Here is an 11837-nt window from a genome sequence, read left to right on the forward strand (position 1 = left end):
CGGCGCGGGAGCCGGGGCCGGCGTCGGCGCGGCGGCGACCGGCGCGGACGGCTTCGCGGCGGCGGAGAGCTTCTTCAGCTCCTCGACGTTGCGGGTCAGCTCGGCGACGCGCGCGGCGGAGTCCTTCTTCTCGGTGTCCTTGGAGGCCTTGGCTTCGCCGCCGGTGGTGCTGGGCTTGCTCAGCGTCAGCTTGTCGGGGGTGTTCGACGTCGCCGGCTTGCGGTCCTCGACGGCGGCCTGCACCGAGCCCTTGGCCTGGCGCGCGTTCTCGTCGGGCTTGAGCGTCGGGGCGGCCTCGGCCAGGCGCTGGCGGTAGCCGCCGAAATCGCTGCTCTGCGCCTGGATGACGCGGCGCGCCTCCTGCGGCGTGATCGACTGGACCGCGTCGCTGCCCGGCACCGACAACACGGCGCCGGACTTGAGCCGGTTCATGTTGCTGTTGATGAAGGCGTCGGGATTGCTGCGGTACAGGCCCACCAGCATCTGGTCGAGCGACACGCCGCTCGGCTGCGTGCGCGAGGCGATGCGCGACAGCGTGTCGCCGGGCTTGACGGTGTATTCGGAACCGGGCGTCGACGGCACCGGGGCCTGGGCGACGGGCGCGGGAGCCGGCGCGGGACGCGACGGACGGGCCGTCACCGCCGGCGCGGGCGGTTGCGCGACCGGCGTGGCGGGGGCGGAGGCCACCGGCGGCTGCGTGCGCGCGACCGGCGCGGGTGCCGTGGTGGCGGGCGACGGCGTCGGCGCGGGCGTCGAGATCACCGGCGAGGTGGTCGGCTCGGCCGCGCGGGCCAGGTTGCCGTTGCTCGGCGGATCGAACAGCAGCGTGAATTCACGCGTGAGGCGGCCGCTGGACCAGTTCAGCTCGAGGATCACATCGACGAACGGTTCCTGGACGGCGCGGTCGCTGGTCAGGCGCAGGTAGGGACGGCCGTCGGCGCGGCGGGCCAGCTGCACTTGCGTGCTGGCCAGCACCGAGTTGTAGTCCAGCCCCGAGGCGCGGTAGGACTCGGGCGGCGCCACGCGCAGCTTGAGCGAGCTGGCTTCCTCGGGATTGAGGCTGCTGACGTCGATCTCGGCGCGCAGCGTTTCGCCGAGCGCCGACTGGACCGTCAGTTTTCCAAGCCCCAGACCCCAGGCGGAGCCCGCCGCCAGTCCCAACGCGGTGACCGCGGCCACCTGGCTCAGCGCAAATCGCGCATATGCGCTCGCATGTTTTTTCAAGGCGTCCCCCAAAGCAACAAAGCGGCCCACCCTGAGGACCGCCCGTCTGACGTATTGTTGTTGTGCGACTGATGTGCCCGGGCAGGCTCCCAGCCGTTCCCGCGGTAGAAAATCACAACGGTGGCAAGCATATACGCATCGTTGCTGAGGTAGCTCATGAATAACAACGATGAGCTAGCTTCGATTCACCGGTCGTTACAGGCTTGTCGCTAGAAGGCAACGACGCCCCCTCCCCTGGCAATCCCTAATCAGCAAGAAAAAAAGCGGTGGCAAGGCCACCGCTTCTCGTTGGGAGCGCCGCTCCGGGATCAGCGATCGAGCAGGATGCGCAGCATGCGGCGCAGCGGCTCGGCCGCGCCCCACAGCAGCTGGTCGCCGACGGTGAAGGCGCCGACGTACTCGGGCCCCATCGCCAGCTTGCGGATGCGGCCGACCGGGATGGTCATCGTGCCGGTGACGGCCACCGGCGTCAGGTCCTTGATCGTGGCCTCGCGGGTGTTGGGCACGACCTTCACCCACTCGTTGTCGGCGGCGATCATGGCCTCGATCTCGTCCAGCGGCACGTCCTTCTTCAGCTTGAAGGTCAGCGCCTGCGAATGGCAGCGCATCGCGCCGATGCGCACGCAGAAGCCGTCGACCGGGATCGCGGCGGTGCCGAAGCCCTCGCCCTGGCCGAGGATCTTGTTGGTCTCGGCCATGCCCTTCCACTCTTCCTTGGACTGGCCGTTGCCCAGGTCCTTGTCGATCCACGGGATCAGCGAGCCGCCCAGCGGCACGCCGAAGTTGGCGACCTCGTCGCCCGACAGCGCGCGCTGCTTGGCGATGACCTGGCGGTCGATCTCGAGGATGGCGCTCTTGGGGTCGTCCAGCAGCGCGCGCACATGGGCGTTCAGCGTGCCGTACTGGGTCAGCAGCTCGCGCATGTGCTGCGCGCCGCCGCCCGAGGCGGCCTGGTAGGTCTGCGTGGACATCCACTCGACCAGGCCGGCCTTGTACAGCGCGCCCACGCCCATCAGCATGCAGCTGACGGTGCAGTTGCCGCCGATCCAGTCCCGGCCGCCCTTGGCCAGCGCCTGCTTGATGACCGGCATGTTGACCGGGTCCAGCACGATCACGGCGTTGTCGGCCATGCGCAGCGAGGACGCGGCGTCGATCCAGTGGCCGTTCCAGCCCGCGGCGCGCAGCTTGGGATAGACCTCGCTGGTGTAGTCGCCGCCCTGGCAGGTGATGACGATCTCGCAGCGCTTGAGCTGGTCGATGTCATAGGCGCTTTGCAGCGCGGTCTCGTTCTTCGCGAACGCCGGGGCGGTGCCGCCCGCGTTCGAGGTGCTGAAGAACAGCGGCTCGATCAGGTCGAAATCGCGCTCCTGCGCCATGCGGTCCATCAGCACCGAGCCGACCATGCCGCGCCATCCCACCAAACCAACCAATGTCGTCATTTGCTTGCCTTCATTCATTGAAAGGCCCGGCACTGCTGGCCGGGCATCGCCCAAACACCGTCACACACCCTGGGAGCCTGCCCGGCTCGCTTCGCCGGGTGTGTGAGGTGGGGCGAGACGAACCGGAGCGGACTAGCTCTTGATGGTTTTGGTCGTGGTAATGGCGGTCGTGCCCATGCTGGACGCAATGGCAGCGACGACGGCATCACCCATCTCGCGCGTGCTCACCTTCTGGGTGCCCTCGCTCCAGATGTCCGCGGTACGCAGACCCTGGGCCAGCACGGCTTGAACCGCCGACTCGATGCGAGCGGCGGCTTCGGGCTGGTTGAGGGAGAACTTGAGCATCATGGCAGCGGAGAGGATTGTAGCCAGCGGATTGGCAATCCCCTTTCCTGCGATATCGGGCGCGCTGCCATGACTCGGTTCGTACAGACCTTTGTTGTTCTTGTCCAACGAGGCACTGGGCAGCATGCCGATCGAGCCGGTCAGCATCGCCGCCTCGTCCGACAGGATGTCGCCGAACATGTTGCCGGTGACGACGACGTCGAACTTCTTGGGCGCCTTGACCAGCTGCATCGCGGCGTTGTCGACGTACATGTGGTCGAGCTCGACGTCGGGGTAGTCCTTGTGCACCTCGGTGACGACGTCCTTCCAGAACTGGAAGGTCTCCAGCACGTTGGCCTTGTCGACGCTGGTCACCTTCTTGTTGCGCTTGCGCGCGGCCTGGAAGGCGACGTGGGCGATGCGCTCGATCTCCGGGCGCGCGTAGCGCATCGTGTCGAAGGCTTCCTCGGCGCCGGGGAAGTGGCCGTCGACGGCGGTGCGGCGGCCGCGCGGCTGGCCGAAGTAGATGTCGCCGGTGAGCTCGCGGATGATCAGGATGTCCAGGCCGGCGACCAGCTCGGGCTTGAGGCTCGACGCATGCGTCAGCTGCTCGTAGCAGATCGCGGGGCGGAAGTTGGCGAACAGGCCCAGCGCCTTGCGCAGGCCCAGGATCGCCTGCTCGGGACGCAGCGCGCGCTCGAGCTTGTCGTACTTCCAGTCGCCGACGGCGCCGAACAGCACCGCGTCCGCGTCCTGCGCGAGCTTCAGCGTCGCCTCGGGCAGCGGATGGCCCGAGGCCTCGTAGGCGGCGCCGCCGGCGGGCGCGGTCTCCATCTCGAGCGGCAGCTCGAGCACGTTCAGGACCTTGGCGGCCTCCGCGACGATTTCGGTGCCGATGCCGTCACCAGGCAGGACTGCGATCTTCATGAGGGTCCTCAGCGAGTAATTCGGTTGTTCAGCCACGGCTTGGTGGCGATGCGTTCGGCTTCATAGGCCTTGATCTTGTCGGCGTGGCGCAGCGTCAGGCCGATGTCGTCGAAGCCGTTGAGCAGGCAGTACTTGCGGAACGGCTGGACGTCGAACGGCAGTTCCTCGCCGTCCGGCTTGACGACGACCTGGCGCGCCAGGTCCACCGTCAGCTGGTAGCCGGGGAAGGCGAAGACCTCGTCGAACAGCCGCGCGACCTGGCTGTCGGGCAGCACGATCGGCAGCACGCCGTTCTTGAAGGTGTTGTTGAAGAAGATGTCGGCGAAGCTCGGCGCGATCAGCGCGCGGAAGCCGTACTGCTGCAGCGCCCAGGGCGCGTGCTCGCGGCTGGAGCCGCAGCCGAAGTTGTTGCGCGCGATCAGGATCGAGGCGCCCTGGTAGCGCGGCTGGTTCAGCACGAAGTCCGGGTTGGGCTTGCGGCTGGCCGGATCCTGCCCCGGCTCGCCGTGATCCAGGTAGCGCCACTCGTCGAAGAGATTCGGGCCGAAGCCGCTGCGCTTGATCGACTTCAGGAATTGCTTGGGGATGATCGCGTCGGTGTCGACGTTCTCGCGATCCATCGGGGCCACGAGGCCCTTGTGCACGGTGAACTTGTCCATGGTCGGTTCCTCGGTCCTCAGGCGATGCGGCGCACGTCGACGAAGTGGCCCTGCATCGCGGCGGCGGCGGCCATCGCGGGACTCACCAGGTGGGTGCGGCCGCCGGCGCCCTGCCGGCCTTCGAAGTTGCGGTTGCTGGTGGAGGCGCAGCGCTCGCCCGGCTCGAGGCGGTCCGCGTTCATCGCCAGGCACATCGAGCAGCCCGGCTCGCGCCATTCGAAACCGGCGGCCTTGAAGATCTGGTCGAGCCCCTCGGCCTCGGCCTGCGCCTTCACCAGGCCCGAGCCCGGCACCACCAGCGCCAGCTTGACGTTGCTGGCCACGCGTCCGCCCAGTCGCCGCACGACGGCCGCGGCCTCGCGCATGTCCTCGATGCGACTGTTCGTGCAGCTGCCGATGAAGACCTTGTCGATGCGGATGTCGTCGATCGCCTTGTTGGGCTCCAGCGCCATGTACTGCAGCGCGCGCTCGATCGCGCCGCGCTTGACAGCGTCCTTCTCCTTGTCGGGATCGGGCACGCGGTCCTCGATGGACAGGACCATCTCGGGCGAGGTGCCCCAGGTCACCTGCGGCAGGATCCGCGCGGCGTCGAGCTCGACGACCGCGTCGAACCTGGCGCCCGCGTCCGAGTGCAGCGTGCGCCAGTACGCGACGGCCTGGTCCCATTCGACGCCGGTCGGCGTGAACGGACGGCCCTTGACGTACTGGACCGTCGTGTCGTCGACCCCGATCAGGCCGGCGCGCGCGCCCGCCTCGATGGCCATGTTGCACACGGTCATGCGGCCTTCCATCGACAGCGCGCGGATCGCGCTGCCGGCGAACTCGATCGTGTAGCCGGTGCCGCCGGCGGTGCCGATGCGGCCGATGATCGCCAGCACGATGTCCTTGGCGCCGACGCCGGGCATGACCTGGCCCTCGACCTTGATCAGCATGTTCTTCGCCTTCTTGGCGAGCAGCGTCTGGGTGGCCAGCACGTGCTCGACCTCGGAGGTGCCGATGCCGTGCGCCAGCGCGCCGAAGGCGCCATGCGTGGAGGTGTGGCTGTCGCCGCAGACGACGGTCATGCCGGGCAGCGTGGCACCCTGCTCCGGTCCGATCACGTGGACGATGCCCTGGCGCTTGTCGCTCATCTTGAACTGCGTGATGCCGAAGCGGTCGCAGTTCTTGTCCAGCGTGTCGACCTGCAGGCGCGACACCGGATCGGCGATGCCCTGGCTGCGGTCGGTGGTGGGCACGTTGTGGTCGCTGACGGCCAGGTTGGCCGACAGGCGCCAGACCTTGCGGCCGGCCAGGTCCAGGCCTTCGAAGGCCTGCGGGCTGGTGACCTCGTGGACCAGGTGGCGGTCGATGTACAGGACGGCGGTGCCGTCCTCCTCGGTGTGCACCACGTGCTCGTCCCAGAGCTTGTCGTAGAGGGTGCGCGCGGCACCGGTGTCGGAGATGTTGGCGGTCATGGGATGGCTCTCCATCGCTTCAGGGTCGGCGGCTCACTTCGAGCCGCCGGTGGGTTCTTGCTTGGCGGCGGGGCACAGCGCCTCGACGAAGCGCTGCACCACGGTGGGCAGGCGCTCCTGGCGCGCCACGCCGAGCACGTAGTCGCGCTGCGCCCAAGGCTCCTCGAGGGTCAGGCGGCGCACGTCGAAGACCTGCGCGAATCGCCGCGCCGGCGCGTCGGGCAGCACCGCGACGCCCATGCCGGCCTCGACCAGCTGCGCGATCGCGTCGAAGCCGCGCACCTGCAGCCGCGCCTTCAGCGTGCGGCCGCGGGTCAGCGCCTCCTGCATCATCAGTTCCTGCGCCGCGGCGCCGCTGTGCAGGCCGACCAGGTCGTGCTCGAGCAGGTCGTCGAAGCTCACCGAATCGCGCCCGGCGAGCTCGTGCGCCGCGGGCACCAGCACCGACAGCCGGCCGGTGCGGTAGGCCCAGGTCTGCAGCCGGTTGTCCAGCAGCGGCGCGGTGAAGACGCCGACATCGGCGCGCCCCTCGGCGACGGCGGCCTGCACCTCGGCGGAGGTCTGGTCCTCCAGGCTGATGCGGATCTGCGGATGCGCCTGCGAGAACGCGGCCAGGTCCGGCGGCAGCGCCTCGGCGATCGCGCCGGCGTTGGCGGCGATGCGCAGGTGGCCCTTGATGCCGCGCGCGAACTCGACGACCTCGCTCTCCAGCGCGTGCAGCGACGCATGCAGCGAGCGGATGTGGCGGACCAGCGCCCGGCAGGCCTCGGTCGGCTCGACGCCGCGCGCGCGGCGCTCGAACAGCTGCACGCCCAGCCGGGTTTCCAGGTCGGAGATCCGCTTGCTGGCGGCGGCCAGGGCCAGGTGTTCGCGCTCGGCCCCGCGAGTGATCGATCGGGTCTGTTCGATGGCGAGCACGAGATTCAGCGTGGTGAGGTCGAGGCGCATGGCGTTGGCGGCGAAGTTGCACTCTAGCCTTCGTCGATATCGCAAGGCTATTGGTCCCAATGATACTTTCTTCGCAGACGGCGAAAGGTCCGATTTTGCGCATCTTGGACAACTGACCTCCATAGGCGGGGTAGACCAATTCATCGAGGTCAGTTCTACGACGGCAACCGCAACGATGGGCGAGTTACGGCTGTCAACCGTTTTCGAAGAATGGCGGCTCTCTACCACCAACGACCAAGGAGCCCTGAGAGATGAGCATGACCGGCAACCAAATGAAGGCAGTCTTCGCGTTCGCGCTGACCGCGGTCGCTTCCGCCTACACCCCGGCCGCCATGGCGCACGGCGCCCCGGAATATCCGATCTCCCGCCAGTACAACTGCTTCAAGAACCCGTCGCAACCGGCATGCCAGGCCGCCGCGGCGGTCCACCCGACGGCCGTCTACGACTGGAACGGCGTCAACCAGGGCGCCGCGGCCGGCAACCACATGGCCGTGGTGCCCGACCGCGCGCTGTGCGCCGGCGGCCAGACGATGTTCCGCGCCTACGACGCGGCCCGCAATGACTGGGTGTCCACCCCCTACTCGCCGGGTGCCGACGGCAAGTACGAGTTCCGCTACAACGCCACCGCGCCGCACCGCACGCTGAACTGGCAGTTCTACCTGACCCGCGACGGCGCGAACGCCTCGTCCAAGGTGCTGACCTGGTCTGACCTGGACCACATCCAGACGCTGACCGAGAAGGACATGGTCGTCACCAACGGCGGCAAGCAATACAACATGAAGCTGAGCCTGCCGCAGCGCACCGGCAAGCATGTGCTGTATTCGATCTGGCAGCGTTCGGACAGCGGCGAAGCGTTCTACGGCTGCTCTGACGTCGACTTCGGCGGCGGCACCGGCGGCACCGCGCCGTCGGTCCCCTCGGACCTGAAGCAGATCGGCCAGGTCTCGGCCAAGCAGGACCTGCCCGCGCAGTCGCAAGTCAAGTTGCGCGTCTTCGGCAAGCAGGGCAACGACCTGGAGACGATCGCCCTGACGCTGAACTCGGCGACCTCGAAGGCGCAGTGGCTGTCGCAACTGGCCACCCGCACCAACCAGCAGTCCGGCTACCTGAAGATCGGCGCGCTGCAAGGCGGCGTGGTCAACGTGCCGAGCGGCGTGTCGGAGATGGACGTCTACCTGCGCGACGCCAACTCGGGCGCGACCTTCGCGCTGGACACCGTCCTGCCGCAGACCCCGCCGGTGGTGACGCCGCCGCCGGTGGTGACCCCGCCCCCGGTCGTCACGCCGCCCCCGGTCGTGACCCCGCCGACCGACGGCGGCAACGCCTCGGCCTGGGTCGAGGGTGGCAGCTACAAGGTGGGCCAGGTGGTCTCCTACGGCGGCAAGCAGTACCGCTGCATCCAGGCGCACACCGCCTGGAAGGGTGCCGGCTGGACGCCGAACGCCGCCGGCGTGCTGAACATCCTGTGGGCCCCGCTGTAACCCCCGGGGATCGACCGAACGACTGATTGACTCCTGACTTTCGCCGCCGCGCCGCAAGGCCCGGCGGCGCTTTTTATTTGTCGCCGGACACAACCCTTACGGTCATTCGCTTGTTTTGGTCCCAATGAGGTTCTATGGTGGTCTGTCTTTGGTGTGGTGTCGGGCCATCCACCGGGACGTTTCATCCACAACTTCCAGGAGACCCGCATGCACTCTCGTGCCCGAACCGCCGGCGCTTACGCGCTGGCCACCCTGTCCACCGCGCTGACCGCCGCACTGGCGCCGAGCGCCGCCTTCGCCCACGGCGCGCCCGAGTTCCCGATCTCGCGCCAGTACAACTGCTTCAAGAACCCGTCGCTGCCGGCCTGCCAGGCCGCGATCGCCTATGGCGGGGAGCAGGCGATCTACGACTGGAACGGCGTCAACCAGGCCAATGCCAACGGCAACCACAAGGCGGTGGTGCCCGACCTGAAGATCTGTGCCGGCGGGCAGGAAAAGTTCAAGGGATTCGACCTGGCGCGCGGCGACTGGCCGGCGACCGCCTATTCGCCGGGCGCGGATGGCAAGTACGAGTACCGCTACAACGCGACCGCGCCGCACCGCTCGCTGAACTGGACCTTCTTCCTGACGCGCGATGGCTGGAATCCGACGGTCTCGCCGCTGCGGTGGTCGGACCTGGAGCAGGTCCAGCAGCTCGGCCCCGACCAGATCGTCACCACCGGCAAGACCTACACGATGAAGCTGGCGCTGCCCAAGCGCTCGGGCCGGCACCTGCTGTTCTCGGCCTGGCAGCGTTCGGACAGCACCGAAGCGTTCTACGCCTGCTCCGATGTGGACTTCGGCGGCGGCACGACGCCTCCGGGCACGCCGTCGGACCTGAAACAGATCGGCCAGGTGTCGGCGGCGCAGGACCTGCCCACCGGCAGCCAGGTCAAGCTGCGGGTGTTCAACGGCGCGGGCAACGACCTCGAGACGATTGCCGTGACCTTGAGCGCGGCGGCGACCAAGCCCGTGTGGCTGGGGCAGATCGCGACCAAGGTCAACCAGACCTCGGCCTACCTGAAGATCGGCACGCTGCAGGGCGGCAGCGTCGTCGTGCCCAGCGGCGCGACGGTGATGGACGTCTACCTGCAGAACGCCAACTCGGGCGCGAGCTACGCGATGGACGTCGTGCTGCCGACGCCGCCGACCAACCCGCCCGGCGGCACCGCCTGGGTCGAAGGCGCGAGCTACACCGTCGGCCAGGTGGTCAGCTACGGCGGCAAGCAGTACCGCTGCCTGCAGGCGCACACGGCGTATGTCGGCGCCGGCTGGACGCCGGCATCGTCGCCGACGCTCTGGCAGGCGCTCTGACGCGCGGGAGGGTCAGTCCTTGACCCCGAGGACGCTGCGGCCCACGGCCTCGGCGACCTCGATCCCGTCGACGCCGGCGGACATGATGCCGCCGGCGTAGCCGGCGCCCTCGCCCGCCGGGAACAGGCCGCGGACGTTCAGGCTCTGGTAGTCCTTGCCCCGCGTGATGCGCAGCGGCGAGGACGTCCGCGTCTCGACGCCGGTGAGCACCGCGTCGTTCATCGAGAAACCGCGGATCTGGCGCTCGAAGGCGGGCAGCGCCTCGCGGATCGCGTCGAGCGCGTATTCCGGCAGGCTGCCGAAGCCCTTCTTCTGGAGGTCGGTCATCGTGACGCCCGGCTTGTAGCTGGGCTCGACGCCGCCCAGCGCGGTGCTGCGCTGGCGGCGGACGAAGTCGCCGACCAGGGCGGCCGGCGCCAGGTAGTTGCCCTCGCCCAGCTCGTAGGCCCGCGATTCCCAGAAGCGCTGGAACGCGAAGCCGTCCAGCGGATTGACCGGGCTGCCGTCGGTCTTGCCGTCCTGGCGGTAGTCCTCGGGCGAGACGCCGACCACGATGCCGGCGTTGGCGTTGCGCTCCTCGCGGGAGTACTGGCTCATCCCGTTGGTGACGACGCGGTTCGGCTCCGAGGTCGCCGCGACGACGGTGCCGCCCGGGCACATGCAGAAGCTGTAGACCGAGCGCCCGTTCTTCGCGTGGTGCACCAGCTTGTAGTCGGCGGCGCCGAGGATCGGATGGCCGGCATTGGGGCCGAAGCGCGCCTTGTCGATGATCGACTGCGGATGCTCGATGCGGTAGCCGATCGAGAACGGCTTGGCCTCCATGTGGACGCCGCGGTCATGCAGCATCGTGAAGGTGTCGCGGGCGCTGTGGCCCAGCGCGACCACCACGTGATCGGCGCGGATCTGCTCGCCGGAGTCCAGCATCACGCCACGCACGTGGCGCTGGCCGTCGGCATCGGGCTCGATCAGCAGGTCGGTGACCTTCTGCTGGAAGCGGATCTCGCCGCCCAGGCGCTCGATCTCGGCCCGGATCTTGATGACCATGCTCACCAGCCGGAAGGTGCCGATGTGGGGCTTGCTGACGTAGAGGATCTCCTCGGGCGCGCCGGCCTTGACGAACTCCGTCAGCACCTTGCGGGTCAGGAAGCGCGGATCGGAGATCTGGCTGTAGAGCTTGCCGTCGGAGAAGGTGCCCGCCCCGCCCTCGCCGAACTGGACGTTGGACTCGGGGTTCAGCACGCTTTCGCGCCACAGGCCCCAGGTGTCCTTGGTGCGCTCGCGCACCTGCTTGCCGCGCTCCAGCACGATCGGCCGCAGGCCCATCTGCGCCAGGATCAGCGCCACGAAGATGCCGCAAGGGCCGAAGCCGATGACGACGGGTCGCGGCCGCTCGGTGGCGAAGAAGTCGGCCGGCGCATGGCCGACGAAGTGGTAGTCGGTGTCGGGCGAGGGCTTGACGTGACCGTCGCCGGCATGGCGCTGGAGCAGTGCGGCTTCGGCGGCGGCATCGCCGACATCGCAGTCGACCGAGTAGATCAGCACCATCGCGGTCTTCTTGCGGGCGTCGTAGCTGCGCTTGAAGACGGTGAAGGACCGGAGCTGCGTGTCGGGGATGCCCAGGCGCTGGACGACGGCGGGGCGCAGGGCCTCCTCGGGATGGTCGAGGGGCAGGCGGAGTTCGTTGATGCGGATCATGGCGATTGATCGAGCAAGGCGACGGCCGCGAAGGGATCGAACAGGGGATCAAACGGCGCCGCGGAAAACAAAACAGGCCCTGCTGGATGGCATGGGCCTGTTGTCGGATCGATGGGGTCTTGCTCCCCGCGATCTCAACCCGAGTGCGGACGCTTGCCCGGGTTCTTCTTCGAGCGGGTGTGGGAGCCGCGCTCGAGGCTGCTCTTCTGGCCGCGGTGCGACGTGACGGTCACGCCCTTCGGCGCGACGGGACGGGGGGACGCCTTGCGATCGGCTTCGGTGATGATCTTGTTGCCCATGTTGGCTCCGGTAATGAACTGAGAGACACCTGCC

10 protein-coding genes are annotated in these 11837 nt (G+C 68.5%); 2 read left to right on the forward strand and 8 right to left on the reverse strand.

Features of this window, described 5'->3' with window-relative positions; translation table 11 throughout:
* From N5D62_RS04550 to N5D62_RS04575, 6 genes are all read right to left on the reverse strand, one after another.
* The coding region (locus tag N5D62_RS04550; protein ID WP_279756408.1) for a FimV/HubP family polar landmark protein at positions 1-1179 on the reverse strand (1179 nt) is incomplete at its 3' end.
* 353 nt (positions 1180-1532) lie between these two features.
* The gene (asd, locus tag N5D62_RS04555) at positions 1533-2663 is read right to left on the reverse strand and encodes an aspartate-semialdehyde dehydrogenase (RefSeq protein ID WP_279756409.1); all 1131 of its coding nucleotides are present in this window, start codon (positions 2661-2663) and stop codon (positions 1533-1535) included.
* A gap of 132 nt (positions 2664-2795) precedes the next feature.
* The gene (gene leuB, locus N5D62_RS04560) at positions 2796-3914 is read right to left on the reverse strand and encodes a 3-isopropylmalate dehydrogenase (protein ID WP_279756410.1); all 1119 of its coding nucleotides are present in this window, start codon (positions 3912-3914) and stop codon (positions 2796-2798) included.
* Positions 3915-3922: 8 nt separating this feature from the next.
* Positions 3923-4573, reverse strand: a complete 651-nt coding sequence (leuD, locus tag N5D62_RS04565; RefSeq protein ID WP_279756411.1) for a 3-isopropylmalate dehydratase small subunit — start codon at positions 4571-4573, stop codon at positions 3923-3925.
* Positions 4574-4590: 17 nt separating this feature from the next.
* Positions 4591-6027 carry a 3-isopropylmalate dehydratase large subunit gene (leuC, locus tag N5D62_RS04570; protein ID WP_279756412.1) on the reverse strand — a complete coding sequence of 479 codons (1437 nt, stop codon included), beginning with the start codon at positions 6025-6027 and terminating at the stop codon, positions 4591-4593.
* A gap of 33 nt (positions 6028-6060) precedes the next feature.
* Positions 6061-6975, reverse strand: coding sequence for a LysR family transcriptional regulator (locus tag N5D62_RS04575; RefSeq protein ID WP_279756413.1), 915 nt, complete (start codon positions 6973-6975; stop codon positions 6061-6063).
* Between the two features lie 257 nt (positions 6976-7232).
* Between N5D62_RS04575 and N5D62_RS04580 the strand changes: the two genes are divergently transcribed.
* Together N5D62_RS04580 and N5D62_RS04585 are read left to right on the forward strand one after the other, a co-directional pair.
* Positions 7233-8456, forward strand: a complete 1224-nt coding sequence (locus N5D62_RS04580; RefSeq protein ID WP_279756415.1) for a lytic polysaccharide monooxygenase — start codon at positions 7233-7235, stop codon at positions 8454-8456.
* 207 nt (positions 8457-8663) lie between these two features.
* The gene (locus N5D62_RS04585) at positions 8664-9809 is read left to right on the forward strand and encodes a lytic polysaccharide monooxygenase (RefSeq protein WP_279756416.1); all 1146 of its coding nucleotides are present in this window, start codon (positions 8664-8666) and stop codon (positions 9807-9809) included.
* Positions 9810-9821: 12 nt separating this feature from the next.
* Here N5D62_RS04585 and N5D62_RS04590 read toward each other — a convergent pair whose 3' ends face one another.
* Both N5D62_RS04590 and N5D62_RS04595 read right to left on the reverse strand, forming a co-directional pair.
* Entirely contained in the window at positions 9822-11504 is a 1683-nt protein-coding gene (locus N5D62_RS04590; RefSeq protein WP_279756417.1) for an NAD(P)/FAD-dependent oxidoreductase, read from the reverse strand.
* A gap of 134 nt (positions 11505-11638) precedes the next feature.
* Positions 11639-11803: a hypothetical protein gene (locus N5D62_RS04595; RefSeq protein ID WP_279756418.1), complete on the reverse strand. Its 165-nt coding sequence runs from the start codon at positions 11801-11803 to the stop codon at positions 11639-11641.
* Positions 11804-11837: the final 34 nt, after the last annotated feature.

The organism is Mitsuaria sp. GD03876, assembly GCF_029840635.1.
In the GTDB taxonomy this organism is placed as follows: domain Bacteria; phylum Pseudomonadota; class Gammaproteobacteria; order Burkholderiales; family Burkholderiaceae_C; genus Roseateles.

What these genes read in the sequence shown, in the direction of transcription:
- asd (WP_279756409.1), bottom strand. Translation starts at nt 2,663, where the DNA reads ATGACGACATTGGTTGGTTTGGTGGGATGGCGCGGCATGGTCGGCTCG.
- leuB (WP_279756410.1), bottom strand. Translation starts at nt 3,914, where the DNA reads ATGAAGATCGCAGTCCTGCCTGGTGACGGCATCGGCACCGAAATCGTC.
- leuD (WP_279756411.1), bottom strand. Translation starts at nt 4,573, where the DNA reads ATGGACAAGTTCACCGTGCACAAGGGCCTCGTGGCCCCGATGGATCGC.
- leuC (WP_279756412.1), bottom strand. Translation starts at nt 6,027, where the DNA reads ATGACCGCCAACATCTCCGACACCGGTGCCGCGCGCACCCTCTACGAC.
- N5D62_RS04575 (WP_279756413.1), bottom strand. Translation starts at nt 6,975, where the DNA reads ATGCGCCTCGACCTCACCACGCTGAATCTCGTGCTCGCCATCGAACAG.
- N5D62_RS04580 (WP_279756415.1), top strand. Translation starts at nt 7,233, where the DNA reads ATGACCGGCAACCAAATGAAGGCAGTCTTCGCGTTCGCGCTGACCGCG.
- N5D62_RS04585 (WP_279756416.1), top strand. Translation starts at nt 8,664, where the DNA reads ATGCACTCTCGTGCCCGAACCGCCGGCGCTTACGCGCTGGCCACCCTG.
- N5D62_RS04590 (WP_279756417.1), bottom strand. Translation starts at nt 11,504, where the DNA reads ATGATCCGCATCAACGAACTCCGCCTGCCCCTCGACCATCCCGAGGAG.
- N5D62_RS04595 (WP_279756418.1), bottom strand. Translation starts at nt 11,803, where the DNA reads ATGGGCAACAAGATCATCACCGAAGCCGATCGCAAGGCGTCCCCCCGT.